This is a genomic window from Bernardetia sp. Wsw4-3y2, from assembly GCF_037126295.1.
Classification (GTDB): domain Bacteria; phylum Bacteroidota; class Bacteroidia; order Cytophagales; family Bernardetiaceae; genus Bernardetia.
In genome coordinates this window covers 2,013,166-2,039,009 of the sequence record NZ_CP147017.1, presented here as the reverse complement: position 1 = coordinate 2,039,009, position 25,844 = coordinate 2,013,166, and the positions used below count along the sequence as shown (strand labels likewise).

Below are 25,844 nucleotides of genomic sequence, written 5' to 3'. Positions count from 1 at the left end.
TAACAGTCTTCCAGACTGTTGAATTTGATAAAATACTGTTTCTGATGTTCAGACTGGAAGTTTGAACTACCTTAATATAAATCAGGTTTAATAATCTAACGTATGGATGGAAATAACAATAATATACCTTATGAAAAATATAACTTTATTCTTCTTTCTCCTTCTATTATCCATTCAATTCTCTTTGGCACAATCTGAAAGTAATTCTAAAATAAAAATAGACATACCTACCAAAGAAGAAAATCTACCTTGGTTAGAAGACTTCAAAACATTGGAAAACAAAGCAAAAAAAACACTAAACTTTAAAAGTCTAGTGTTTTAATTATATAGAATTTGTATCTAAAAGATAATTTGTGGTTGTTGGTGTCTCCACCAATGACTTTAGAAATTATTCACCAACAGATACACGTTCGAATGCTTTAATTTCCATTCCTTTTCCTTCATTTTTTACATACTGAGCAATTGTAACTTTAGGGTCTTTTACAAATGCTTGGTTCATAAGAGTATTTTCTTGAAGATATTTCTTAACATAACCTTGAGCGATTCTGTCTAAGATATTTTCTGGTTTGCCTTCTTCTCTTGCACGTTCTACGCCAATAGCCATTTCACGTTCAGTAACTTTAGGATCAACACCATCTTCATTAAGAGCAACAGGGTTCATAGCTGCAATTTGCATACCCAAATCTTTTCCGATAGCATCATAATCAGCACTTCCTGCATTATCCATTGCTACCAAAACACCAACTTTACCGTTTGAGTGAATATAAGCAGCTAATTTATCAGCCGAAAGATGACTATAACCTACAATAGAAATTTTTTCGCCCATTTTACCAACAAAGTCAGTAATTTTAGACTCAAGTTTTTGTCCGTCTATTTCTAAAGCTAAAAGCTCTTCTGAAGTAGTAGGTTTCTTACTAGCTGCAAGTTGAGCGATTTGAGTTCCTAATTTTACAAATTCTTCATTACGAGCTACAAAGTCAGTTTCACAACCTAATCCTACGATTACGCCTTCTGAATCATTGTTAAAAATTTCGATAAAAACTGCCCCTTCTGAAGTATCTCTATCAGCACGTTTTGCAGATACTTTTTGTCCTTGTTTACGTAAAATATCTACTGCACCATCAAAATCACCATTAGATTCTGTAAGAGCTTTTTTGCAGTCCATCATTCCTGCACCTGTCATTTCACGAAGTTTTTTTACATCACTTGCCGTAATTGCCATAACTATTGTATGTTTTGTGTTCTTAGTAGAACGGAATTAAAAACGAATTAATAAAAAAAGAGCGATTAGTAGCTACAAAGTTACGAATCACTCTCTTATTTATGAATTAGTAGCACCAAAATTTAAGAAAATAAAAGAGGTAAGTTACTAATTATATGAATTTGTAATCTGATATATCAAATTACCACTCTTTATGAGTAATAGATACAATTAAGCAAATGTAGAATTTACAAAATCAGTATCTTCTTGTGAATTCTCACGACCACGGTAAGAATTAGCAAGAATAGTTTTGAGGCGATTGAGTTCTTCACGAGCTGCATCTAATCCTTCAGAAGGACGTTCAGATTTTTTCGTTTTGAAAAAGTCTGACTGCATAGTTTTTAGCTCACTGATACGCTTCTCAATCTTTAGTTTGGTCTTTGTTTCGAAAGCCATAGTGATATAAGAATTAACGACTTCAATTATAAATGATAAGTGGTAAATTATAAGTTAAAATACTCACTATTTCATTTCTTGAAATCTGTTTTGATAAAATCAATTTATATTTTAAAGTAATTTTAACTAAACCTATAAGGTTTTCATAAACCTTATAGGTTTAACTAATCTACTTTTCTTTGTCTAGTTTATAGTAGAATAATAATGAAGAATAGAAAACAAAATGAGAAGTTAATTCATCATTCATAATTTACCATTCACAATTCAAAAATTATTCTTCTTCGTCAGCATTTGCTTTCGAAGCTACAGCTTTAGCAGGTTTTTTACCTTCATCAACTGCACGTTTTTTGTTTTCTTCTTCTTGTAATTTAGCTTGGTCACGCTCTTCTTTGCGTTCAGCCAAACCTTCTTCTATTGCTTTACCAATGATAGAAGTAAGAAGTAAGATAGATTTGTAAGCATCATCATTTGCAGGAACTGCATAATCAACGATGTTTGGATCTGCATTCGTATCTACGATTGCAAAAACAGGAATGTTAAGGCGTTTTGCTTCTTTGATAGCAATGTGTTCACGAACAACATCAACAACAAAAAGAGCAGAAGGCAAACGATTAAGGTCTGCAATACCACCTAATACACGCTCCAATTTCTCTTGCTCACGTGAAATCATTAGTCTTTCACGTTTTGCTAAGTTTTTGTACATATCACTCTTAATCATGCGCTCTGTTGATTGCATTTTCTTGATAGACTTACGTACAGTAGCAAAGTTAGTGAGCATTCCACCCAACCAACGATCTGTAACATAAGGCATATTAAGGCGTTGTGCCTCTTGTGATACTACTTCTTGTGCTTGTTTCTTAGTAGCAACAAACATAATTTTTTGTCCTTTACGAGCCAATTCTTTGATGGCTTCGGTAGTACGTTCTAGACTGGCGAGAGTCTTATTAAGGTCAATGATGTGGATACCATTGCGCTCCATAAAGATGTAAGGAGCCATTTTTGGATTCCACTTGCGTTTCAAGTGACCGAAATGCACGCCTGCGTCCAAAAGGTCTTTATATTCTATTTTGTCCATAGTAATTTTTTACTCTGTGAGGAGAATGTAAATCAATTTCGAAACTTTGGTTCTTTTTTCTGTACAATTTGTAAATTTTTATCAGACGCTTCAAAGTGTCTGACAAGTACAAATATTTTGTAGAGGCGAGAACCACGCATTCGGGATTATTATTTTTAATAAAAAAAGGAAGGTTAAGAATTCTATTTATTTCAAAAATGCCTTTTGAGAAATTTGAAAAAATAGTTTTTTCGAATAAATCTGTAAATACAGAGTTGTCCAAAAAAGATAATTCTTAACGCTTGCTGAATTGGAATCTACGACGTGCTTTTCTACGACCGTATTTTTTACGCTCAACCATACGAGGGTCACGTGTCATGAATCCTTCAGCTTTAAGTGCAGGACGAAGCTCTGCATCATATTCTACTAATGCACGAGAAATACCAAGACGAACAGCACCTGCTTGTCCTGTAATTCCACCACTAGCTACATTAACGTTTACATCAAAAACACCTACTTTGTCAGCTATAACAAAAGGTTGGTTGATGATAATACGTAAGATTTCTGTTGGGAAGTAGTCTTCTATAGTACGACCATTAACAGTAATTTTACCTGTTCCTGGTTGCATATATACACGAGCTACTGCCTTCTTACGTCTTCCGAGGGTGTGAAGAGTTGTACTCATTTATAAATTAAATGGTTTAGGTTGACCTTTAGAATTTTACTTCTTTAGGTTGTTGTGCTTCGTGAGGATGCTCACTTCCTGCATGCACAAACAAATTACGGAATAACTCACGTCCTAAACGGTTGTGAGGCAACATACCTTTTACTGCATCTTCTACAAGTTGTGTAGGCTTACGCTGTAAAATTTGGCGTGCTGAATAAATTTTCTGACCACCTGGATAACCAGAGTGAGTAATGATCTTTTTGTCGTTCCACTTCTTACCTGTAAGGTGGATTTTGTCGGCATTAATAACGATTACACTATCGCCACAGTCATTGTGAGGAGTGTAAGACGGCTTGTGTTTTCCACGCAAACGTTTCGCTATTTCACTTGCCATACGACCCAAAGTTTGTCCTTCAGCATCAACAATGAGCCATTCACGGTTCTCTTTGCCTTGTTCTGCTGTAACAAACTCAGTTTTGTAACTAAGTGAATCCATTTTTTTGGAAATTTATTGAAAAGAAATTTAAGTTACGAATTACGAATTATGAATTACGAAACAACTATTCTGATTATAATTTATTTGTAATACCAATAATACTTTATTCAATAAAAAATATCTATTCAAATTGCTGTAAAAATTTAACTAATTTCTGTCAAAATCATTCAGTATCAAGGCAATACATTTTCTTAAATTAAGAATACGTAAAAACTTATTACTGCTATTTTAATAGGTCTGCAAAATTAGAGGTTTTCTTGTTGATTTCCAAATAGTTGTAGAAATTTATTGATTATTAATTTATAAACTGTAATTCTTCAAGTCTAATTGCATCTTTATATTTGCACGCTGATAAAGTCCTTCTTCTAATCGGATTTCTTCAAAACCTATTTTTTTATACAAATGAATAGCTGATTGAAGCTGAGTATTGGAATACAGAATAATTGTAGAAATAGAATTGTTTTTTGCAAAATCTAGACAATGTTTTACTAATAATTTACCTATTCCATTGCCTTGTTCTTTGCTGGTAACAGCCATTTTACCCAGTTCAAAAATAGTATCAGTCTTTTTTAATAATGAAGCAGTTGCTATAATATTTTCACTTTTCTCATTTTTAATTTTTACAAAAAAGATATAACCTCCTTTGTCAATAATTTCTTTTTTAGGATTTGAAAGTGAAATTATATCCCCTTTTTCTAATTTGAAATACTTTTCAAGCCATTCATAGTTTAGTTTTTTGACCCACTCACTCAAATTATCATCATAATTAATAATCTCAATTGTTTTTTTATTGCTTTCTAATGTCATAGCTAATAGAACTTAAAGTGATATTTTATTCAAAAATTCTTTCTAAAACTAAAAATAATATTTTCAATCAGCTAAATAAGTCTAAAAAATTCTCTTTATTAGATTGTACAGAATATTTATTTTGGATAGTTTGTAGTGCTAAAATTCCCATTTCTTGTCTTTTTTGTGGATTTTCTAAAAGAAAAGATAGATATTCTTTCCATTCAGTTTCTGTATCAGCTAAAAAACCATTTTCATTAGTTGCCTCTTGATTAATGATTTTTTTATTGACACCAATCGGAGAAATCACAGCAGGAACGCCCAAAGCCATATATTGCAAGGCTTTAAAACCACATTTCCCTTCTGCCCACGCATCAGCTGTAAGTGGCATTACTCCAATATCTAATTCTGATAAATCTTTTATTTCTGTTTCTTTATTCCATTTTACAAATTCAAAACTTTTCAAATTATTCTCTGTGTCCAGATTTGGGTTTTGATTGCAGATAACACGAAAAACAAAATCATATTTCTGTTCTAATTCCTTTAAGATAGGAATAATCATTTCTAAATAAATCAGTGTAGAGTGCGAACCTGTCCAGCCAATAATCGGTTTTTTGTTTGGATTGTGTTGGTGTAAAAGATTATGTTTTTTTTCTAAATCAATTGTAGTTGGGTTTAAGATAGCTTTTGTCGTAGAATTTGCAAAGGCATTAGCATTCTTTTGTAAATATTCATTTCCTACACTTATTTTATACGCCCATTTACAAATTGTCTTTACTTTATCAGGAGATTTGAAAAAAGCAGCTAATTTGTTTTGAGAAGATGTAGCATGAATCCATATTGCATCATCAAAATCATAAATAATTTTTCTATTAAAAACTTTTACCAAAATCCATTCAAAAATAGGAAAACCTATCGGTGTAGCTTCACGAAATAAAAACACAAAATCTGCATTTCTAGCCTTCCAAACATGGATAAAGCGTCGTAAAAAACCTTTCAAAACACCTATTATTTTCTTGAATGTATGTCCTTTTTTATATAGAATTTTGTTTGTTTCTTCATCTAAAAAAGACAATAATTCATACTCAAAATTATTTTCTTCAAGAATATCCAAATACTGTTCGTAACGAAATCGCTGACCAGGGGCAATATCGTAAGGATAAGGAACAAGAAATTTGATTGTCTTTTTTTTCATTGATTTTTGGAATGCAATTTTAAACACAGAGTTCACAGAGAACACGGAGAATGAGAATACAAATTTAAATACTAAACCAAATAACTATGCCGTTGTTGGTGGCTCACCAACAACCTACAAACCTAGCTCACTTTATACTTTTTAGGATATTCAAAAAAACGAATTCTTCCAGAATGTCTTGTTACTTCACTCCACGAATTTACATCAAAATCCAAACAATATACTCCACTTGTAGGCATTTCTTGTACAGGTTCTTCTGCCAAAAAATCTACCAAACCACTAAAGTCAGGATTATGTCCTACTAAAGCCACTGTATTTTTTGTATCTAAAAGTGTGTTTATAATTCTCATGTGGAAAGGAACGCCTGTAAAATAAAGGTCGTCTGTCAAATGAACTTGACTTTCCATAAATCCATAGACATCAAAAAAAATCTTTTGGGCTGTTTTCTTTGCTCGTTTGGCAGAACTAGACAAAACTAAATCTGGAATAATATTTTTTTCAAATAAAATTTGTCCCATCAAAGGAGCATCATTTTTTCCTCTTGTATTTAATGGTCGTTCTCTGTCTGGCAAAGTTTCATCTTTCCACGAAGATTTGGCGTGTCTTATAAGTATAAGTGTCTTCATTAACTTCTGATTCTATTATTATTGCTTTTATTTTTTGGAAAACTGAATTCAATAAATTTTTCACAAAGATAAGAGTTTTTTGTAGCAACGATTGCTAATGGTAGGATTACCTGACTATTATCAATGTATTTATTTTTTGATTTATTTCTCTTTTTTTTCAGATTATTGCAACCTTTATTTTTTTGTCTTGTCTTTCATAGCATAAGAGATAACAAAAACGATTTGAATATCTCTACAACAACAACTAACGAAAAATAGTATTTTTGAATAAAAATACTATTAGAATAATCGCAATTACTTAAATGTCTAACCCAACTGTTGATACTAATTACGAAGAACCTAATGCCGAACTTATTGAGAAAGTTCGATTAGGAAGTCAGAAGGCGCAATACCAACTCTACGAAAAATATGTACGAGCAATGTATCATGTCTGTGTCAGGATTGTGGGCAAAGGACACGAAGCAGAAGAAGTATTGCAAGATGCTTTTGTGAGAGCATTTATGCGTATTGAAGAATATCGTGGTGATGCAGCTTTTGGAGCTTGGCTCAAGCGCATTGTTATAAATACTTCAATTAATTTTCTTCAAAAAAAGAAGATTGATTTGGTTTCTTTGGATGAAATGCTTGTCGAACCAGCCATTGAAGAAGATGAAAATTCTGAAAATGACTTTGCAGAAATGAATATTCAAACAGGAATTTCTGAAAAAATCACCAAGCATAATTCGGAAGTCAGCCGAGTAAAAGAAGCTATTAATAAGCTATCCGACGGTTATAGAATCGTCTTGAGTTTATATCTTTTTGAAGGATACGACCATGAAGAAATTGGAGAAATATTAGGAATTTCTAGTTCTACTTCAAAATCACAATATAGTAGAGCAAAAAAGAGATTAAGAACGATGTTATAAAAAGTTGTCAGTGGGAATACTGACAATGACTTAAAAATTTTATAAAAATACTTGCCGTTGCTTGGTGTCCCCACCAACGACAGAAACAATACTAAAACAGCATGTAAAAATGGCAACTAATAAAAAAAATACAGAAGAAAGACAGCTTGATGAGCTTGAAAAATTCTTACTTACTCATCGTAGCAAACTTCAGAAAGAAGAACAAAAATCAATCGACGAACAGTTTGATGCTTCTTTCTCTATGGAAAAAAACTTTTTAGCTATTCAAGCCAAACTCAAAAACGAACAAGCAAGTCGTTTAGAGCCTAGAAATATCATAGAAGAGAAAGCTAAAAAATTAATGCAAATCAATACAGAAGAATCAGAGGAAGACAAAGCCAAAAACTGGGTCAAACCTTCTCCTATTTCTTCTGAAACAACTAAAAGTGTCAAAATAGGGCAGACAGAGATAAAGAGAGACATAAATAATTGGGTTAAACCTTCGCCAGTTGCTTCTCAATATTCTTCTCATGCTTCATCTGCTTTAGAAACAAGAAATCAAGGGAATAGTCCAGCAACAAAAACAGTTTCTCTTCGAAAATTTTGGACAGTTGCAGCTTCTCTAACAGCTCTTTTGGTTACTACTTTTATGTATAATATGGATACTATAAGTATGCTGACAGAAGAAAATGAACAGTTGATTTCTATGTACGAAGAAAACGGAATGAGAGGTTTTGAAGAAAACTTTGATGAAGATTTTGAGGGGAATAATGGACAAAATTATGCTCAAAGCGTTTCTTTACCTGCTGAACTCCTAGAAGCTGAAAATTATTATACTTCTATTATTGCAAAGGAAAAGAAAGAACTCAAGAAAAAAGATACTGAAAACTGGGTAACTCCCGAAACTATCCAAACTTTAGATGAATTGGATGAAGCCTATAAAGTAATGAAAAGTGACCTTTTGGAAGAGCAAAATTCAAAAAAACTTGTTGATGAAATGCTTAATAACCTAAAACTACGCAAGCAGATTTTAGATGAAAGCATACAAATCTTGGAAAATTCAAACTCATCTGATTCAGAAACCAATAAAAATAATAAAACAAATGAAAAATCTATATAATAATTCCTTAGCTATTGTCTTTTCTATTTTACTGATTTTTTCAGGAATTTTAATTTCTGTTTCAAATGCAAAAGCAGAAGGCAAAACTCCTACCCAAAGTCCAAAAGAAGAAAAGCAAAAGGTTGTAAAAGCTACTTTTAAAGTCAATCCAAAAGATTTGCTTAATATTTCTAATAAGTATGGAAATATAAACTTTACTAATCATGACAAAAGTGAAGTTTCTGTTCAAGTTACCATTTTAGCTTGGGCAAGAAGTGACAAAGAAGCTCAAAAGATTTTGGATAGAATTAGTATTGAGCAAGATAATGACTCTGAGAGTATTCATTTTGAAACTCAAATTGAAGAGTCAAGAGGAGGATATAGTTCATCAAATAGAGAAGGTTTTGAAATAAACTATGAAGTTAAAATTCCTAAAAATTTGAATATAGATGTAGAAAACAAATTTGGTTCAGTAACAATTGGCGATCTGAATGGCAAATTAAATCTTGATTTAAAACATGGAAACTTTAATGCTCATAATCTTTCAGGAATGCGTCATGCAATCAGTGTTAGTTTTGGAAACCTATCAATCAATGAAGTAGGTTCAGCAGATGTAGAAGTGGCTCATGGAAGTCTCAACATTGATAAAAGCAACACAGATTTGAAGATTGAAAGTAAGCATTCCAATGTCAGAATCGATGAAGCCAATAGTTTGGAAATAGAGGCAAAACACGGAAATATGAGAATAGGAACAGTTTCAAAAATTACAGGAGAAAATAGTTTTGGAGGAATAGAAATCAGAAAAGTATTGAAATCTGCTGTTCTACAACTCAAACATGGAAATTGTGAGTTAGAGCAAATAGCAAAAGGATTTGATAAAATAGAAGTAGAAAATGCTCACGGTTCAATAGAATTACGTTTTGATTCGGATGCTAAATTCCAATTTGAAGCTAGAACAGAACACGGAAGTATCCGAAACTCAATGCGAAATACTACCATTCAAAGACATGAAGAAGACACACACGATAAAATATTAGAAGGAAAAACAAACGGAGGTGGAAGTGGAAAAGTTCGTGTAACTAACCAACACGGAAGCATTCGTTTAGAAGAGCGTTAGTTTGAAGTAAGAAAAAAATAAACTGAAATAGTTTTATTTTCTCTTCATTGAGATTCAAATTCGGTAGGCATTTTATGCTTACCGAATTTTTTTTCTTTATATTTTTCTAAAATTCTTTTAGATTATTATCCAAATGTAAAAGTATTTTTTCATCATTTTCTACACTGGCAAACTTTTCTAAAAGTGCTTTTGCTTCATTGTAGTAATAATTATACAAATCTTCTTTTGAATAAATATTATCCGAATTATAAAAAGACAGCCATTCGGGAAGTTTAATACTAATAGTTTCTTTATCAGTATTTTTCAAAATACCTAACATATTCAAGAAAATGTTATAGCTTGAAAACTCATTTGTTGCCTGACTAGGATAAAACTTTTCTAATAAGCTCCACGCTTCATCATTATCAACTTTGCTATAATAATAAGCGAAAAGTATTAAGTATTCAAAATTACGTGGAATGTACTCCTGTTCTTTAAAAAGTTGGTGCATTCCTTTTTCTACATACTGTTTGGCTTCCTCCAAACGATTTTCTTTAGTCAGTTCTTGAACTAAATTTCCATAACTGACAATTGGAACACGAGCGCAAGTTTCTTTTTCAGTCAGAATATCATTTCCATCTGCTTTCGCTTTATCTATCGAACCAAAAGTAAGATTGTAATCAAAATCTGAATTGAGTTCGCAGGCTTTGCAATCACTCATATCGTCAGAAGGCGTTGAATCTCTTATTGCTTTATATTTCTTTGCTTTTTCCTCCAACTCAAAATAAGTATAAAAACGATAATAATCTTCATATACAGGACGTAAAGAATAATTATTTCTTTCCATTCTCATCGAATAATCTTCTATAATTTTATCTTTTTGTGCTTTAGAAATACTTGGGTTTTTAATGACATAATTAATCATCCATTTGTATTGCCACAAAAAGCTAGACTCATCAACAATAGCTGGGTCTTCTTCATACGCTCCAATAATCCAACTTATTGCTTCATAGGAAACCATTTTACTAGGCAAATAATCTAACTCTTCTTGCATCAGTTCTAATCGCAAATGTATTGACCATTCGGTGTCGTGATTACTATCTGAAATAGTAATGGCTTGTTGTAATAATTTTACTTTATCTTGTGGAAGCGTAAGTTCTTCCTTTTTGATGAGTAGTTTCTGAATTTCTAATCCGTACATAATTTTATTTTAAAGTGTTTTTAGTAATCGTTAAGAGAGACAGATTCAATACTTCCATTTCGTGTTTATTGATAGGAAACTGACCCAAAAATAAAGATTGTATATAGAGTGTTTTGAGAAGTGGCGCAAACAGCTCTTTGTCGTGAGCTTGCAATAAAGTAGCTACCATTGTATTATTGAGATTCAAACAAAGTGTAGGTTTTGCCTTTTTCTCCGACATATCCAAAATAGAAGCAAATGGATTTTTACTATCTTTTGCTAATTTTTGAGTTTGATAATTTGCCATACTTTCTTCATCAGAAACAAACAAAACAGGCAAATCAGCAGGGAAAAATTTCTTCAAAGCTACCTCACAAAAATAAGGTTGCATAATCTCAGTAGCTTTATTTAAAAATACTTGATGCTCTGTAATTTCTTCTTCAGATAATTCTTCAAAATCATTCAAAACATCAGATGGCGAGATAGTTTTGATGTCTAATTTTGGATACTTTTTAATGATGCTTTTCATTAAGTTTTCTTCAAAACTATAAGCAGCATTAATCACAAAAATATCTTTAGAGTTAGCTAGACGACGAATTTGCTTAAAATCTTCTAATGAAGTAGTATAAGTAATCGCCTTGATATTTTTCTTTATCCATTCAAAATTCTTTCTGCCTTTATTGGTTTCAAAAATCAAATAATTGATAAATAAATCTAATAAAGTTTCATCTTCATTTGCCAACATCTTGATAGATTGGTAATGAGGTTCAAGAATTTTGACAAACTCATTTGGATTGTTTTGAGAGAGTTCTTTAAAATAATTCTTTAAAGAATCATTCAATAAATCTTTACAAATCTTGAAGGTTGTATCATGAACAAAATCTTCCCTTGATGCTGTCGGAGTTAGCTCATTAATATTTACAATAACCTTGATAAAAAATCCCCATTTTGGCAATAAATCTTCAATTTTTTCAGAAAGCAGCATTCTCTTTACAAAAACTTTACTTTCCGTTTTAGAATTGAGATGCAACTTCTGAGAGCTAATAAACGCACTTCCTTGAAGTCCTAATTCATCAATTTTGATAGGAAAAGCAGTTAAAAAATCTTGATTAAATTCCGTTTTTCCATATTCTAATAATTGCTCTTGCGTAGCTCCCTCTTGCAACCAAATAGGCGTTTGAGGATTGACAATAGTATGCTGCTGCTCACCATTTTTTTCATTGGTTGTATAAAAATGAATTGGATAAGGCAATGCTTCTCCATAATGTTTCAACAATTCTAAGAGCGTATTTTTTAGAAAATAATAGCGCATTTCTGGCTTTGCTTCCAAAATAACGGCTGTTCCTGTTGGTCTTGATTCGGATAAAATATTGATTTTGTAAGTTCCATCAGCTTTAGCAGTCCATTGATAGGCATTTTCATCAGCTTCTGATTTTGTCTGAACAATAACTTCATTACTGACCACAAACGCAGAAAGCAAACCTACCCCAAACTTTCCAATAAAATTTTCTTTGACATGAGAATGCCTTTTGGAACTCTCTCCGATGATTGCCAAAAAATTATGAATTTCATCTTCTGTTAGTCCGATTCCATTGTCTTCTACAATCAGTTTTGCTGGGTTTTGATTGAGCAAACGAACTGTTATTTTGCCTTCTGCCTTTGCATCATACACTTTTTTTGCTTCAATAGCATCGACAGAGTTTTGTAATAACTCACGCAAAAAAACATTAGGCGTAGTATAAATATGTTCAGATAAAAGGTCAATAATTCCTCTTAAATCTACTTTGAATTTCAAATTTTCCATATAATAAAATTAGATTATTTTCTTTTGTTTCTAGCAGGATTAATAATACGTGCAGCTCCTTTGTGTCCATTTTCGGCTGCTTTTGTAAACCATTCAACAGCTAATTCGGTGTTTTCTTCTACACCATTTCCAACTAAATATAGATTTCCTAAATCGTATTGAGCAGGTGCATAATCTTCTTGGGCAACTTCTTGAAGATATTTTGCTCCCGTTTCTACATTTTTGTCTGTTCCTTTTCCATCTAGGTAGGCTTTGGCTAGTTGATATTTTGCAGCATTGTTATATTCTGCAATACTTTCAAAAAGTTCGAAGGATTGAGTTTCATTCTTTGATGTTCCATCTCCTTCTAAATAACACATTCCTAAATGATATTTTGCTAAAATATCACCTTGTTCATGTCCTTGTTTGAGAGCTTGGTAGGCTTTATCAAGATTTCTTTCTGTGCCAATTCCATATTTGTAACACATTCCCAAACCATAATTGTAATAGCCAAATTCAGCAGCTTTTACATAATATTCAAATCCATTTTCTTCTTTACTACCTTCTGTCTCCTGCCAAAATTCCATATTTCCCAATGGAATATTAGCATATTGATAATTATTATTAACAGCCAACTGATAGTATTTTTTTGCTTCTTCATTATTTTCTTCTACTCCAAAACCACTGTAATAATAAAGTCCTAATTTATACATTGCATAAGGAGCATTTCCATCTTCTACAGCCTTTTTCATATATTCAAAAGCCTTTTCAGGATTTCGCTCATCTGTGTTGGCTTCATAATAAAGAGCAATATCGACAGCAGCATCAAAAATTTCATTTTCTAAATCTTGATGCAACATTTCAAGACCTTTTTGTGTATCTATTTCTATTCCATTTCCATACAAAGTTGCCTTTGAAAGTTCGTAATGAGCAACTGGATAATCAAGGTTGGCAGCAACTGTAAAGTGATGTATTGCTTTTTCAAAATCAGGCTCTTCATTCTCTGACAAAACACCATCTCTATAGTAAAGTCCCATTCTGTAATGTGCATACGGATTATTATTTTCAGCTACACTTTGATAGGCTTCAAATGCTTTCTGATAATTTCGTTCTACTCCAAAGCCTGTTTCATAACAAAGTGCCAATTCTATTTTTGAAAAATCAGAATTAAAAATTTCTATTCCTTTATTGATATAAGCAAGTGTTTTTTCAGGATTTGGTTCTACTCCCACTCCCAAACGATAATATTTACCAGCTATTTCAATTGCTTCCACAGAATCTAACTCTGCACCTCTTTCATACCAATACAAAGCCTTTTGATAATTAGGAGAATTGTCGTCACTAAAAATACCATTTTGATATTCTCTGCCTAAATAAAATGCTGCATATCCATATCCTTTTTCTGCGCCTTGTTCTAAATAGTTTAGTGATTTTTGAGCATCTTTTGCTATATTTTCTCCTATCATCAACTGATAAGCTAGTTCTACGTATGCAGGAGGATGGTTTTCTTTGATGTTTTCTAAAATAGAAATTCCTTTTTGCTTGTATTCCTTATTAGATTCTGTATTGAACTTTTCATTGAATAAATACAGTTTAGCCAACTCATAAGATGCGCTAAAATTGTTAAAAGAAGATGTCTTTTCTAAAATTGCTTGTCCTTTATCTATATCTCTAAATTCATCATTATAAATTAGAAAAGTTCCCAAAGTCAGTCCTGCATAAGAAGCTCCTTTTTTAAATGATTTTTCTAAAAGCGAAATACTTTTCTCAAAATCTGGTTGTATTTCTTCATTACCATACAGATAAAATCTACCCAATAAATAATAAGGATGAGAAGATTGGTTTAATTGAACAGCTTTTTCTAGAAATTCAATAGCTTCTTTTGTTTGATTTTTCTGTAAAGCTAACTCGGCTTTTAGCGTATAGATAGAAGAAGCTAGATAATTATTTTCAAAATCTTGAATTTCATTCACTATGCTTTCAGCAACTTCAGCATTGCCATCATAAAACAATAAAAATGCTTTTGTAAAAGCTCCATTTATAGGATTTTTGAGCATTGCTTTATCAGCATAATCAAAGCCTTTTTCTTTATCTTGTTCGACACCTTTTGATTGAGAACCAAAATAATATTGATACGCCAAAATACTCATTCCCAAATCATTTCCTTTTTCGGCTGCTTCTGTGGCGTAGTTGATTACCTTTTCAAAATCACTTAATTCGAAACGAGCATCTCTATAAAAATGAGCTGCAATAGCACGAAATTCAATATCATCGTCAAAAAATGAAGTTAAAGTTGCTGTAATTTTCGAAAAAATAATTTCATATTCTTCTTTATCCAAAACAAACATGGCTTCATCTTCTCTGCTCTCCCTAAACATCAGTTTAAAAGTATCTTTTACAGCTTTTCTGTAAGCTCCATCTTTAGCATTTTGGGTAATATTTCCCATAAGAGTATGCCAAGATTCAATATTTTTATTCTTGATTTCTGTTTGTAAAGTATCTAAATCAGAAGCAGAAAATGGTAACAAAGAATCTGTGTACTTTGAAAGAATCATATTTTTTTTATTTGGTGATTAATTAAGTTGTAGGAATTATAAGCTCAGTTTTTTTATTACGTTTTATTGGAATAGATAACTGATTTCAACGTTTGTCTTTTAGAAAAAGTTCTAAATTTACTTACTTTTGTAAATGTAATTATTTTCAGATAATTAGCAATTAGTTTTAACAAAGTATATCCTATAAACATCTCCTTTTTTATGTTTCTAGTCTATAAGACTCAAATAAAAAAGCAGAATTTTCATTTTTTCACTAGAAATAAAAACTATTTCTGCTCATATTTTGAGCATTTTTTTGTAAATTCGTAGTGTGAAAATAAGCATCAACTCTTCTTTGTTATTGATATTCATATCTTGCCGTTGTCCCCACCAACAACAAAACACTACCATATATGTATTTAGTATTCGACACCGAAACCACAGGACTTCCAAAAAACTTTAATGCACCTGTTACAGATTCTGAAAACTGGCCTCGTCTTGTCCAAATTGCTTGGCAGTTGCACGACAAAACAGGAAATTTATTGTCTGCTCAAAATCATATTGTTTATCCAGATGGATTTACGATTCCTTTCAATGCCGAAAAAGTTCATGGAATTTCTACCAAAAGAGCAGAAGAAAATGGAAAGCCTTTGTCTGATGTTTTGAATGCTTTCGCTGATGATTATCAAAAAGCTGATATTCTCATCGGACACAATGTAGAATTTGATGTCGCTATCATGGGAGCAGAATTTCATAGAACCAGTATTGAGCGTGGTTTTATGGAAAAAGAAACGCTTTGTACAAAACTTACCTCGGTAGATTTTGTGGCTATTCAAGGTGGACGTGGTGGACGTTTCAAATGGCCTACACTTACTGAGCTTCACACCAAACTTTTCGGAGTTCCCTTTGCAGATGCTCACGATGCAGCCTATGATGTAGATGCAACAGCAAAATGTTTTTTCGGACTTTTACAAAATAAAGTAGTTCCGACAGTAGAAGATATTACACCTGAAATGGTTGTTTATCAAGCACCAGAATTGGATGAGGCTAATTTTGGGCAAGTACAAAAGAAAAGTAAGGCAAGTGATAGATTAAAAAAAGATAGAAAGCTAGACGAAATTTTGCCTTTTGTGCACCTTCATACGCACTCTCAATTTTCCATTTTACAGAGTACAGCAAACGTCAAAAAACTGGTTAGTAAAGCCCACGAGATGGGAATGCCTGCCATTGCCATTACCGATATTGGAAATATGCATGGTGCTTTTTATGCTGTTGGGGAAGGCGAAAAATTAGGTATAAAAGTAATTATTGGTGCAGAGCTACATTTGACAGAAGACAGACACAAACATAAATTTACCAAAGACAATCCAGACCGTCGTACCAAACAAGTTTTCTTAGCTAAAAATCAAGCAGGGTATCATAATCTTGCCAAAATGTGTTCGTATGGCTATGTAGATGGATATTATGCAGGTGTTCCACGTATCGATAGAGAGCTTATTGTAAAATATAAAGAAAATGTAATTGCCACCACAGGAGGAATTGGATCAGAAATTCCTCAACTAATTTTGAATGTGGGAGAGCTACAAGCAGAAGAGGCTTTTCAATGGTGGTTAGAAGAGTTTAGAGATGATTTTTATATTCAACTTCAACGTCATGGATTAGAAGAAGAAGAGCGAGTAAATGAAATTCTTTTGAGTTGGGCTGACAAATACGATGTAAAATATTTTGCTTCCAACGATTGTTTTTATCTCAAAAAAGAAGATGCAGATGCTCATGATACGCTTTTGTGTGTAAAGGACGGCATTCCGAAAAGTACGCCTGTGGGTCGTGGTCGTGGTTATCGTTTTGGTTTTCCAAATCACGAATTTTATTTTAAGTCTGCCGAAGAAATGAATCAGCTTTTTGCAGACCTTCCAGAATCCATTGAAACGACAATGGAAATTGTAAATAAAACGGAAGTCATAAAGCTAAAGCGTGATATTTTATTACCAAAATATGAAATTCCAGCAGAGTTTCCAGATGAAGATGCATATTTGGCTCATTTGGCGTATGAAGGTGCTGCCAAACGCTATAAAGAAATTACACCTGCCATCAGAGAACGTATAGATTTAGAACTCAAAATCATGAAGGACATGGGTTTTCCAGGTTACTTTTTGATTGTGCAAGATTTTATTAATGAGGCTAGGAGAATTGGTGTTGCCGTTGGTCCAGGTAGAGGCTCGGCAGCAGGATCTGTAGTTGCATATTGTATCGGAATTACCAACATTGACCCTATTCTTTACAATCTACTTTTTGAGCGTTTCTTGAATCCAGAACGTGTATCTATGCCAGATATTGACGTGGATTTTGACGACGTAGGAAGACAATCTGTAATCGATTATGTAGTAAAAAAATATGGTCGTAATCAAGTAGCACAAATTGTAACCTATGGTACAATGGCAGCAAAAATGTCTATTAAAGATGTTGCTCGTGTGATGGAATTGCCTTTAGATGAATCAAATAGAATTGCCAAACTTGTTCCTGAAAAACCTGGGACAACACTAGACAAAGCCTTTGACGAAGTAGAAGAACTACGACAAATCTTTAGAGCAAAAGACTTGCAAGGAAAAGTTTTGCAGAATGCTAAGGTTTTGGAAGGTTCTGTTCGTAATACAGGAACGCACGCAGCAGGTGTAATCATTGCGCCTGATGATATTACCGAATATATTCCAGTCTGTACAGCCAAAGATGCTGACCTTTTTATTACTCAATTTGATGGAAAAGTAGTTGAAGATGCAGGAATGCTAAAAATGGACTTTTTGGGTCTGAAAACTTTAACTATTATAAAAGATGCCATTGATTTAATTGAAAAAAATCATGGAATTAGAATTGACCCAGACAAAATTCCAATTGATGATGTAAAGGCGTATGAACTCTACCAACGAGGCGATACCGTCGGAACATTTCAGTTTGAGTCCGATGGAATGCGTAAATATTTGAAGGAATTAAAACCAACAAATATTGAAGATTTGATTGCCATGAATGCCTTGTATCGTCCAGGTCCAATGGATTTTATTCCGTCTTATATTGACCGAAAACATGGAAGAGAAACTGTCGAATATCCTCACGAACTCTTAAAACCTATTCTTGAGCCTACTTTTGGAATTATGATTTACCAAGAGCAGATTATGCAAGCAGCCCAAATCATGGGAGGTTACTCGCTCGGTGGTGCAGATATTTTGCGTCGTGCGATGGGTAAGAAAAAAGCCGAAGAAATGGCAAAACAAAAGTCCATTTTTGTAGAAGGTGCAAAGAAAACACACGGAATTGATAAGAAAAAAGCCGAAGAGGTTTTTGAGGTAATGGAAAAATTTGCTGCCTACGGTTTCAACCGTTCTCACTCGGCAGCTTATTCTGTGGTGGCTTTTCAAACAGGTTATTTGAAGGCGCATTATCCAGCCGAATATATGGCAGCCGTAATGACCAACAACATGAGCAGTATTGATAAAATTACGTTTTTTATTGATGAAGCGCAGCGTATTGGTGTGCCTGTTTTAGGACCTGATGTCAATGAAAGTATTGAGCGTTTTGGTGTGAATGATAAAGGACAAATTCGTTTTGGATTGGCTGCTATAAAAGGAGCAGGAGAAACAGCCGTTTCGCATATCATCACAGAACGAGAAGAGAAAGGAAAATACGAAGATATTTTCAATTTTGTAGAGCGAATGGATTTGTCAGTTATCAATAAAAGAACTTTTGAAGCCTTAACTTTTGCAGGTGGATTGGACTGTTTTGAAGAGGTGCATAGAGCGCAAATTTTTGCACCCACTGACACAGGAAAGACCAATTTAGAATTACTTTTAGCGTACTCAAAGGCACAGAAAGAAGAAGCAGCCTCAGCACAAGTTTCTATGTTTGGAGGAGCAGATGGAAAAGTAGAAGTTATGCGTCCACGCCTTGCCGAAATAGAACCATGGACAGAAATAGACAAGCTCAATAAGGAAAAAGAAGTGGTCGGTTTTTTCATTTCTGGACACCCATTAGACCAGTACAAAATTGAGATGAAAACAAACTGTTCTTCCACACTTTTGAATCTTGCTAATGCACGAAAAGGCACAGAAGTAAAAGTAGGAGGAATGATAATCGAAGTAGCACACAGAAAGACAGCCTCTGGAAGAGATTTTGGTTTATTTACGTTAGAAGATTATTCTGGAAGTTATAAGTTTGCACTCTTTGGAAAGGAATATGACCATTTTAAAGGCTTTTTGATAATGGGCGAATTTCTTTTGATTACTGGAAGAATGGAAGAGCGATATAATAATCCTGACCAAGTAGAACTCAAAATAAAAAATATTTCGCTGCTTAGTGATGTCAAACAAAAGCCGATTTCAAGTATCAATATTGCCATTAATTTATTGAATCTCAACGAAACATTGATAATGGATTTAGAGAATTTATTTAATGACTGCCAAGGTGGAGATTGCAAGATAAAAATGGAGTTTTTCCACCAAGCACCACAATCAGGACGTACTTTTATAAAAACTGTTTCGCATCATTTACAAATAAATCCGACTAGCGATTTGGTTAGAGATATTGAGCAGTTGGGAGTGGTTTGTCAGGTGGGTTGATTGATGTAGAAAAGAAGTGAGTTTTTTGTATATTTATAAAAATCAAATTACACGAACTAATTAGAAACTATGCGTACAATAATTTTGCAGTCTGCTAATGGACAAGATATAAATTTGCTGCTTAGTATGGCAAGTAGATTAGGTATTTTGTACAGAGAAATAGAAGAAAAACAGGAAATAGAAAATATAGAAAACTCCGAAGATCTAGAAAATACAAATCTTCTTTTTGAGGGATTAGGTTTAGAAGAAACCGTTTCTACTATTTCGTATGATGAACTAGAAAAAGAAACTTTGCCTTCTCCTTATGTTGCCAATTTAGAAACTGCAATTCCTTATTTTGGTAGCTTAGAAGACGATAAAAACGAAACGATTGAAGAACTTTTAGAAATGCTAAAAAAATGAATTATATTTTAGATACCAATATTTTGATTTTGCTTGTCAAGAGTAAATCATTCAGTTCTTTTTTTAGAGAAAAATACATACAAGATTCTGAAAATAGATTTTCATATACACATATTAGTTTGGGAGAACTATCTTCTATTACTCGTCAAAATCAATGGGGAAAGCCAAAACTTACAGCTCTAAACCAAATTTTGAAAGGTTTTAACCTTATTAAAGCGAATTCTATTCCTATCATAAATAATTATGGAATTATAGATGCTTATAGTCAAGGCAAACTAAAAGAGAAACCTTTACCAAAAGGAATAAGTGCTAGAAACATGGGTAAAAATGATTTGTGGATAGCAGCTTCTGCAATGGCATCAAAAGCAACTTTACTCACAACAGATAAAGATTTCGAACACTTGCACAACGAATTTATAAACATTGAAGTAATTGATATTGCTTTGTTTTATTAATTCTGCAAAAACCGTTTCGCATCACTTACAAATAAATCCGACCAGTGATTTGGTTAGAGATATTGAACAGTTGGGCGTGGTTTGTCAGGTGGGGTAAACAATCTTTTTAAAATCTTAAATTTGATAAAATGAAAAAAACAGCTTTATTAATCATGCTCTTAATTGGATTTTTACAAATTCAATTATCTTTTGGACAATCTACAATTACTTATTATGATTCTATTTTTGTAAAAAAAATGGTAGATATTGATAAGTATGAAACGGATACCTTTACTGTCAAAAGCTCTCAAGTTCAAAAACAGGTTTTAATAGGAACAACCTTTCTTACTGCTTCTGATAAATTGATACAACTCACAAATCATGGGCTTTATCCTATTAGTTTGGAGTTACTTAAAGATTGCAACAATACAACTGATCCAGATACATTTGAAGATTATCCTAAATTTATTGAAGTCAAAAGAGATTCATTAACATTAACTATCGATGTAGAAGTAGTAGCAAATTGCTGTCATAATTTTTTAGGAGAAGCAGAAGTAAAGGGGAAAGATACTTTAAATTTGGTTTATACTTCTTATGGAGGACATTGTATGTGTAATTGTGTTTTTACTTTGAGATATAAATTTGATACACGAATGGAACAGTCAGATTATTATCCAATTTTGAAATATGTAACTATAAATGGAAGTAAGACTACTGGAAAAATACCAAATCCATAAGAGTATGATAACATCTAAAATTGAGCTAAATACAAAAGAGCTTTTAATTTTACTGAATTCTTTATTTGTAAGAAAATTTCTACACTATAAACTTCATTCTTGGAAAGTTGCTTTTGATAGGAAAGCAGGAGAACTATTACTAAAAATAGATAAACAAATAGAGATTAATTTAGAAAAAGAAACAGGAGAAAAAAGACCAAAAAGTAGATATTTTGATTTTATGAAAAATAATTATGATTATGAAAGAATGCTAGAAACAGCAAAAAAACACCTTTCAGAATTTGATGAGTGGATAGAATACACAAAAGAGGAAAAAGAAGAGTTAGTCAAAAATTTACTTTATCCTCTAAACTACCAAAATGAAACTTTTGAGGAATTGATGGAATTTAAAAAATAATACCTTGCCGTTGTCGGTATCTCACCGACAACAAAAAATCGTTTCTAATTAAAAAACAACCAATTAATCACTACTTCAACTGCACGAGGTTGAGCAATATAGAGAGGAGTATCATAATAACCTTTTCCTGCTGCATCTAACAAAACATTATTTACTTTTAAAGTAATTTTGGCTCTACTGACTTTAAAATTGAAAAATAAATCCATTTGAGGAAAACCACCTACATTATACTTTTCTTGTAAGTGAAACTGCTGAATAAGTGGATTGTAGGCATCTGCTTTATATTTGCTATGATAATGAATATCTGTTCCTATTTCGGCTTCCATTGCATTGTCGAATAATCTATCTTTATAGAAGAGCATAAAATTGACAAAAACTGGAGGCATTCTGACCAAATCTTCACCTAAATTTTGGTTATAACGAAAATCTAAAAGTGCGTGTAGCTTTTTATATGAACCATTAATGGCTAATCCTGCCGAAATAGGTTGTGTAGCTTTTGAGGTTTGTTGAGCTACTGAATTAGAATCATTATACACCAAATTCTGAATATTACTTGCCGAAACATACGGACGAAGAGAAATTTTATAGGCAGAATCTACCTTACTAAGAAAAGGAAGTTTTAATGGATTAAACTCAATAGAAGCATACACTTTATCACTTGTTGTCCTTTCAAAGTTATCGTTTTGCCAGCGTAGTTGTGGCTGAAAAGAATATTGCTGAATCAAAGAAGGAGAATAGACAGTTCTATTTAGTCCAACAGTTAAGTTGTTTCGAATCCATTCTGCTGAAACTCTATAATCTCCCACTAGCTCCGAAACAAGTTGATATTCTGCTGAAGCATCGATATAAGAAACAACAGAAATCGTATTATCTTTTATAGAAGTAGAAGGTTTAAAATTGATTTCTGTAGAATCTTTTTTGGAAAGTGAATCCAAAACTTGACGCTCTTTTTTATAATCGTTCAATTCATTTATTTCTTGCTCTAGTTTATCATTTGCTTTTGTATTGAGAAAATAACGCAATCCACCTCCTACAAAAAGCTCTGGTTCAATATCTATCTTTTGGCTAGTCTGTATTTCTCCTTGTGCAAAAGGAAAATCATAGCTCACTTGATAATTTCGGAGTTTGGCAAAGGTTCGATATTGGAAATTATTTATTCGTCCTTTTATTCCTGCTTTATTTTCTAGCTGTGAAAAAACTGTTCGATATGTAAATCCATTTGCAGCCACAACAGAAGGGAAGTCTGAAAACTGATTATAAAAAGCTACATTTGCTCCATAAGCAGTTCCATCATTACTATATCTATTTGTGTTACAAGAATAATCTGTCAATTGAAAAATCTCAAACTGTCCTCCTTTAGTAATACTGTATTGTTGATAAATATGAAATGTACGTCCATATTGTACGACATCACCAAAACTAGGTAAGTTATAATCTAGTTCTGAGTTATCTAATTGAACAAGTGTATCAATAACATTTTGATTGGTAAAACCTTCCAAAGAAATAGTTGATTTTACACCTCCAGTTTCTAATATATTATGGTCGTACCAAGAAAAATGAGCCAACATTTTATAACGATGATTTTTAGAAAAGAAGCGATTTGTAAAACTAAAAGCTTGATGTTCTACTTGTTCGTCATTCCTCCTAAAAGCCCGATTAATAACTTTATTTGCGCTTATGCGCCTATAAAAAATACTGACATTCCAATCAGGGTTTACATTTCTACTTAAATCTACATCAAGCCAAGATTTTCCCTGTCCTCCTTGCACTAAATAAATGTCTACATAAGGAGCAAGTGTATTGAAATAAGGAACTTCAGAAGGTCTTCGGATATAGGGTTCGTAAGCTGTAACTCCCCAACGTGAGCCAATTTGATTGGGTTCTTGATAAAAAATAGATTGAGCAGCCGTTCCTAGATTTCCCAAATCTTGATAGGTATAATCATTCCTTTGAATAATGCCGTACCTATGAAAATTATGGACAGATGTATCTGGATGAATCTCTCTTTTCGTATTGAGATATAAATCTTCTTCATAAAGCTTCCAGACCGAATTAGCTGCATATTCTATACTATCTGTATTTATTTTAGGTGTGGTTTCGCCCTGTAATAATGCTGCTGTTGTGGCTGTGCTATCTGTACTAGCTGTTTTTGTAGTATCTGCTGGATTATTTATTTTCTTTTGAACAGAATCTTTTTTGGTAGAATCAGTAGGAAAAGGAGCTATCATTACTGTCGAATCACTTGTTTTTTGCATCAATGAGTCTGCTAAAGGTAATTCATTAGCAGGAATAGAATCATTTTGAGCAAAAATAGTTTGAGTAAAAAAGCTACTCAAAAAAACAAATAAAATGAATAGAGTCGTTCTTTGAAATCTCAAAAACGTTGAATGAAAAAATGATAAAAATGTTTTTTTCGTGTTATAATTTTCCAAAATATTTTCTTTAGCTGATTTTTCAAATAAAAATAAAACTCAAATTAATTTATATCTTCTTCTTCCTCTGAATAAGGAGTTTCATAAAAACGAATTGCTATAATTTCGATGCGTGCGCCCTGCATTTCTTTGACAAGAATTGTAAAGTTTTCATCTTTAATTTGTGTTCCTGCTTCTGGCATTGTTCCTAGTTTTTCTAAAATATATCCTCCTAGTGTATCATACTCTCCTTCTGGAATATTCCAGTTATGTTTTTCATTGAGTTCTTGAATATCATAACGAGCATGAAGCAAAAAGTTTTTCTCATCAATTTTTTCAAAAAACAAACCTTCTTCATCGTGTTCGTCTTCTATCTCTCCCAAAATTTCTTCTACAATATCTTCAATTGTAACAATTCCTGCTGTTCCTCCAAACTCATCTGTAACAAGTGCCATACTTTTACGAGTAGCAATAAAGCGCATCATAAGTTCGTTGGTGTGCATGGTTTCAGGAACAAAAAAGATACTGTCTGTGACACTTTTTATGGTTGTGGGATTGTCAAAAAGACGCAAAGCGTGACTATAACCAATTACATCATCAATAGTTTCTCTATAAATAATAATTTTGGAATGTCCACTTTCTACAAAAAGTTGTTGTAGTTTTTCGATACTCTCCTCAATAGAAATCGAAACTATATCAGTACGAGGAATCATACAATCTCTAACTTTTAGTGTTCTGAATTCTACTGCATTTTGAAACAAATCAGCATCTACATTTGACTTTTCTCCCTGCGAACCACTCAATTTTTGAATATAATGATTGAGGTCAGAAATGCCCAAAAGTGGAAGTTCTCTGTCTTCTTCTATCTTAAAAACTTTTCTAGTAAACCATTTAGCCGACTTTATGATTACCCACACAAAAGGATAAAAAACAAAATACACAGCTCTCATAAAGTGAACCAATACTTCAATAATTCGATTCGGACTGGCAAGAGCAATACTTTTTGGTAAAAATTCAGCAACTGCCAAAACTAGCATTGTTGATAAAATAGTCTGACTTCCCAAAACAGCCGTTTCGATAAGAGCATCATTATTAATAAGCCATTTTGTAAAAAGGGTTTTTAGAGGTGGATCTAAAACTTGTGCCATAAAAATTCCATACAAAACAAGTGAAATTGTATTTCCTGTAAGTGTCGTACAGATAAAGTAATCTTCTAATTTGTAAAATCTATATAAAAGTTTTGCTGTTCGTCCCCCTTCGTTTTGTTTTAAGGCAAGTTGCAAACGGTCAGCCGAAATAAAAGCAATTTCGATAGCCGAGAAAAAAGCCGAAAATAAAAGTGATATAAATATGGGAATCCAAGGGTTCATTTCTTTAGTTATTAGTCATAAGGTATTAGTGATAAGTCAAATTATTGATTTTATATTCATTAATTGACTCTAGTTTAATCACTAATTACTGTCTGTTTTAGTTTCTTTTTTTACGTTTCTTTTTGGGTGGTGTAAGGTTAGAGTTCTCTTTATCCACATATTGTTTTTTAGAGTTACTTTTATTTTCCTGTTTTTTAGTTGCTTGATTTTCAGCTTTTTCTTTTTCAGAGTTTTTTGATTTTATCCAAGTATATACCAAAAATAATAAAACAGAAAGGCTCAATATCCAATATACTTCCTGCACTTCATAATAATACAGTTGATGTACACCAATTGCTAAAGAAGCAACACAAAAAGCTAATAAAATATTTTCAAGTAATTTCATTGAACGGATTTATAAAATAAAAATTTTGGCAAAGGTACTGTTAA

General features: G+C 32.5%; 23 protein-coding genes. 9 read left to right on the top strand and 14 right to left on the bottom strand.

Going from position 1 to position 25,844, the window contains the following annotated elements:
- Positions 1 to 130: 130 nt before the first annotated feature.
- Positions 131 to 322 carry a hypothetical protein gene (locus V9L05_RS08105; RefSeq protein ID WP_338815071.1) on the top strand — a complete coding sequence of 64 codons (192 nt, stop codon included), beginning with the start codon at positions 131 to 133 and terminating at the stop codon, positions 320 to 322.
- A gap of 66 nt (positions 323 to 388) precedes the next feature.
- On the opposite strand, the gene tsf is transcribed toward V9L05_RS08105, so the two are convergent.
- The 8 genes from tsf to V9L05_RS08065 form a co-directional block, all read right to left on the bottom strand.
- A complete protein-coding gene (gene tsf, locus V9L05_RS08100) occupies positions 389 to 1,222 on the bottom strand; it encodes a translation elongation factor Ts (RefSeq protein WP_338815070.1) in 834 nt (277 codons plus the stop codon).
- Positions 1,223 to 1,432: 210 nt separating this feature from the next.
- The gene (locus V9L05_RS08095; protein ID WP_338793750.1) at positions 1,433 to 1,657 is read right to left on the bottom strand and encodes a hypothetical protein; all 225 of its coding nucleotides are present in this window, start codon (positions 1,655 to 1,657) and stop codon (positions 1,433 to 1,435) included.
- A gap of 271 nt (positions 1,658 to 1,928) precedes the next feature.
- Positions 1,929 to 2,732 (bottom strand): 30S ribosomal protein S2, encoded by an 804-nt coding sequence (rpsB, locus tag V9L05_RS08090; RefSeq protein ID WP_338793751.1) that lies wholly within the window; start codon positions 2,730 to 2,732, stop codon positions 1,929 to 1,931.
- Between the two features lie 274 nt (positions 2,733 to 3,006).
- Entirely contained in the window at positions 3,007 to 3,396 is a 390-nt protein-coding gene (gene rpsI, locus V9L05_RS08085) for a 30S ribosomal protein S9 (RefSeq protein ID WP_338793752.1), read from the bottom strand.
- Positions 3,397 to 3,424: 28 nt separating this feature from the next.
- A complete protein-coding gene (rplM, locus tag V9L05_RS08080) occupies positions 3,425 to 3,874 on the bottom strand; it encodes a 50S ribosomal protein L13 (protein WP_338793753.1) in 450 nt (149 codons plus the stop codon).
- 300 nt (positions 3,875 to 4,174) lie between these two features.
- Positions 4,175 to 4,681: a GNAT family N-acetyltransferase gene (locus V9L05_RS08075; protein ID WP_338815069.1), complete on the bottom strand. Its 507-nt coding sequence runs from the start codon at positions 4,679 to 4,681 to the stop codon at positions 4,175 to 4,177.
- Between the two features lie 67 nt (positions 4,682 to 4,748).
- Complete coding sequence (locus tag V9L05_RS08070) at positions 4,749 to 5,855, bottom strand: glycosyltransferase (RefSeq protein ID WP_338815068.1); 1,107 nt, start codon at positions 5,853 to 5,855, stop codon at positions 4,749 to 4,751.
- A gap of 122 nt (positions 5,856 to 5,977) precedes the next feature.
- Positions 5,978 to 6,481, bottom strand: coding sequence for a histidine phosphatase family protein (locus tag V9L05_RS08065; protein WP_338815067.1), 504 nt, complete (start codon positions 6,479 to 6,481; stop codon positions 5,978 to 5,980).
- 302 nt (positions 6,482 to 6,783) lie between these two features.
- Here V9L05_RS08065 and V9L05_RS08060 point away from each other — a divergent pair, with 302 nt between their 5' ends.
- The 3 genes from V9L05_RS08060 to V9L05_RS08050 all read left to right on the top strand — a co-directional run bounded on the left by V9L05_RS08060 (position 6,784) and on the right by V9L05_RS08050 (position 9,581).
- Entirely contained in the window at positions 6,784 to 7,386 is a 603-nt protein-coding gene (locus V9L05_RS08060; protein ID WP_338815066.1) for a sigma-70 family RNA polymerase sigma factor, read from the top strand.
- 109 nt (positions 7,387 to 7,495) lie between these two features.
- Positions 7,496 to 8,485: a hypothetical protein gene (locus V9L05_RS08055; protein ID WP_338815065.1), complete on the top strand. Its 990-nt coding sequence runs from the start codon at positions 7,496 to 7,498 to the stop codon at positions 8,483 to 8,485.
- Positions 8,469 to 9,581, top strand: a complete 1,113-nt coding sequence (locus V9L05_RS08050) for a DUF4097 family beta strand repeat-containing protein (RefSeq protein ID WP_338793759.1) — start codon at positions 8,469 to 8,471, stop codon at positions 9,579 to 9,581. The genes V9L05_RS08055 and V9L05_RS08050 overlap by 17 nt, the downstream gene beginning before the upstream one ends.
- Positions 9,582 to 9,687: 106 nt before the next feature.
- Here the strand turns inward: V9L05_RS08050 and V9L05_RS08045 are convergent, their stop codons facing one another.
- From V9L05_RS08045 to V9L05_RS08035, 3 genes are read right to left on the bottom strand one after another with little or no spacing between them, the layout of a single operon-like run.
- A complete protein-coding gene (locus V9L05_RS08045; protein WP_338815064.1) occupies positions 9,688 to 10,761 on the bottom strand; it encodes a hypothetical protein in 1,074 nt (357 codons plus the stop codon).
- Between the two features lie 4 nt (positions 10,762 to 10,765).
- Entirely contained in the window at positions 10,766 to 12,544 is a 1,779-nt protein-coding gene (locus tag V9L05_RS08040; protein ID WP_338815063.1) for an HSP90 family protein, read from the bottom strand.
- Between the two features lie 14 nt (positions 12,545 to 12,558).
- Positions 12,559 to 15,078 carry a hypothetical protein gene (locus V9L05_RS08035; protein ID WP_338815062.1) on the bottom strand — a complete coding sequence of 840 codons (2,520 nt, stop codon included), beginning with the start codon at positions 15,076 to 15,078 and terminating at the stop codon, positions 12,559 to 12,561.
- Positions 15,079 to 15,470: 392 nt separating this feature from the next.
- Here V9L05_RS08035 and dnaE point away from each other — a divergent pair, with 392 nt between their 5' ends.
- From dnaE to V9L05_RS08010, 5 genes are all read left to right on the top strand, one after another.
- Positions 15,471 to 19,664: a DNA polymerase III subunit alpha gene (gene dnaE, locus V9L05_RS08030; RefSeq protein WP_338815061.1), complete on the top strand. Its 4,194-nt coding sequence runs from the start codon at positions 15,471 to 15,473 to the stop codon at positions 19,662 to 19,664.
- Positions 19,665 to 19,733: 69 nt separating this feature from the next.
- Positions 19,734 to 20,066, top strand: coding sequence for a hypothetical protein (locus V9L05_RS08025; RefSeq protein ID WP_338815060.1), 333 nt, complete (start codon positions 19,734 to 19,736; stop codon positions 20,064 to 20,066).
- Complete coding sequence (locus V9L05_RS08020; RefSeq protein WP_338815059.1) at positions 20,063 to 20,521, top strand: PIN domain-containing protein; 459 nt, start codon at positions 20,063 to 20,065, stop codon at positions 20,519 to 20,521. Before V9L05_RS08025 ends, V9L05_RS08020 begins: the two co-directional genes overlap by 4 nt.
- Before the next feature lie 128 nt (positions 20,522 to 20,649).
- Positions 20,650 to 21,237: a hypothetical protein gene (locus V9L05_RS08015; protein WP_338815058.1), complete on the top strand. Its 588-nt coding sequence runs from the start codon at positions 20,650 to 20,652 to the stop codon at positions 21,235 to 21,237.
- Between the two features lie 4 nt (positions 21,238 to 21,241).
- Positions 21,242 to 21,634, top strand: coding sequence for a hypothetical protein (locus V9L05_RS08010; protein WP_338815057.1), 393 nt, complete (start codon positions 21,242 to 21,244; stop codon positions 21,632 to 21,634).
- Between the two features lie 44 nt (positions 21,635 to 21,678).
- On the opposite strand, the gene V9L05_RS08005 is transcribed toward V9L05_RS08010, so the two are convergent.
- The 3 genes from V9L05_RS08005 to V9L05_RS07995 all read right to left on the bottom strand — a co-directional run bounded on the left by V9L05_RS08005 (position 21,679) and on the right by V9L05_RS07995 (position 25,800).
- On the bottom strand, positions 21,679 to 23,970 hold the full coding sequence (locus V9L05_RS08005; protein ID WP_338815056.1) for a putative porin: 2,292 nt from the start codon (positions 23,968 to 23,970) through the stop codon (positions 21,679 to 21,681).
- Positions 23,971 to 24,110: 140 nt separating this feature from the next.
- Complete coding sequence (locus V9L05_RS08000; RefSeq protein WP_338815055.1) at positions 24,111 to 25,415, bottom strand: hemolysin family protein; 1,305 nt, start codon at positions 25,413 to 25,415, stop codon at positions 24,111 to 24,113.
- 97 nt (positions 25,416 to 25,512) lie between these two features.
- Complete coding sequence (locus tag V9L05_RS07995; RefSeq protein ID WP_338815054.1) at positions 25,513 to 25,800, bottom strand: hypothetical protein; 288 nt, start codon at positions 25,798 to 25,800, stop codon at positions 25,513 to 25,515.
- Positions 25,801 to 25,844 lie beyond the last annotated feature (44 nt).

What these genes read in the sequence shown, in the direction of transcription:
- dnaE (WP_338815061.1), top strand. Translation starts at nt 15,471, where the DNA reads ATGTATTTAGTATTCGACACCGAAACCACAGGACTTCCAAAAAACTTT.
- V9L05_RS08055 (WP_338815065.1), top strand. Translation starts at nt 7,496, where the DNA reads ATGGCAACTAATAAAAAAAATACAGAAGAAAGACAGCTTGATGAGCTT.
- V9L05_RS08020 (WP_338815059.1), top strand. Translation starts at nt 20,063, where the DNA reads ATGAATTATATTTTAGATACCAATATTTTGATTTTGCTTGTCAAGAGT.
- V9L05_RS08065 (WP_338815067.1), bottom strand. Translation starts at nt 6,481, where the DNA reads ATGAAGACACTTATACTTATAAGACACGCCAAATCTTCGTGGAAAGAT.
- V9L05_RS08045 (WP_338815064.1), bottom strand. Translation starts at nt 10,761, where the DNA reads ATGTACGGATTAGAAATTCAGAAACTACTCATCAAAAAGGAAGAACTT.
- rpsB (WP_338793751.1), bottom strand. Translation starts at nt 2,732, where the DNA reads ATGGACAAAATAGAATATAAAGACCTTTTGGACGCAGGCGTGCATTTC.
- V9L05_RS08015 (WP_338815058.1), top strand. Translation starts at nt 20,650, where the DNA reads ATGAAAAAAACAGCTTTATTAATCATGCTCTTAATTGGATTTTTACAA.
- V9L05_RS08000 (WP_338815055.1), bottom strand. Translation starts at nt 25,415, where the DNA reads ATGAACCCTTGGATTCCCATATTTATATCACTTTTATTTTCGGCTTTT.
- rplM (WP_338793753.1), bottom strand. Translation starts at nt 3,874, where the DNA reads ATGGATTCACTTAGTTACAAAACTGAGTTTGTTACAGCAGAACAAGGC.
- V9L05_RS08010 (WP_338815057.1), top strand. Translation starts at nt 21,242, where the DNA reads ATGATAACATCTAAAATTGAGCTAAATACAAAAGAGCTTTTAATTTTA.
- V9L05_RS08105 (WP_338815071.1), top strand. Translation starts at nt 131, where the DNA reads ATGAAAAATATAACTTTATTCTTCTTTCTCCTTCTATTATCCATTCAA.
- tsf (WP_338815070.1), bottom strand. Translation starts at nt 1,222, where the DNA reads ATGGCAATTACGGCAAGTGATGTAAAAAAACTTCGTGAAATGACAGGT.
- V9L05_RS08070 (WP_338815068.1), bottom strand. Translation starts at nt 5,855, where the DNA reads ATGAAAAAAAAGACAATCAAATTTCTTGTTCCTTATCCTTACGATATT.
- rpsI (WP_338793752.1), bottom strand. Translation starts at nt 3,396, where the DNA reads ATGAGTACAACTCTTCACACCCTCGGAAGACGTAAGAAGGCAGTAGCT.
- V9L05_RS07995 (WP_338815054.1), bottom strand. Translation starts at nt 25,800, where the DNA reads ATGAAATTACTTGAAAATATTTTATTAGCTTTTTGTGTTGCTTCTTTA.
- V9L05_RS08025 (WP_338815060.1), top strand. Translation starts at nt 19,734, where the DNA reads ATGCGTACAATAATTTTGCAGTCTGCTAATGGACAAGATATAAATTTG.
- V9L05_RS08075 (WP_338815069.1), bottom strand. Translation starts at nt 4,681, where the DNA reads ATGACATTAGAAAGCAATAAAAAAACAATTGAGATTATTAATTATGAT.
- V9L05_RS08035 (WP_338815062.1), bottom strand. Translation starts at nt 15,078, where the DNA reads ATGATTCTTTCAAAGTACACAGATTCTTTGTTACCATTTTCTGCTTCT.
- V9L05_RS08060 (WP_338815066.1), top strand. Translation starts at nt 6,784, where the DNA reads ATGTCTAACCCAACTGTTGATACTAATTACGAAGAACCTAATGCCGAA.
- V9L05_RS08050 (WP_338793759.1), top strand. Translation starts at nt 8,469, where the DNA reads ATGAAAAATCTATATAATAATTCCTTAGCTATTGTCTTTTCTATTTTA.
- V9L05_RS08095 (WP_338793750.1), bottom strand. Translation starts at nt 1,657, where the DNA reads ATGGCTTTCGAAACAAAGACCAAACTAAAGATTGAGAAGCGTATCAGT.
- V9L05_RS08040 (WP_338815063.1), bottom strand. Translation starts at nt 12,544, where the DNA reads ATGGAAAATTTGAAATTCAAAGTAGATTTAAGAGGAATTATTGACCTT.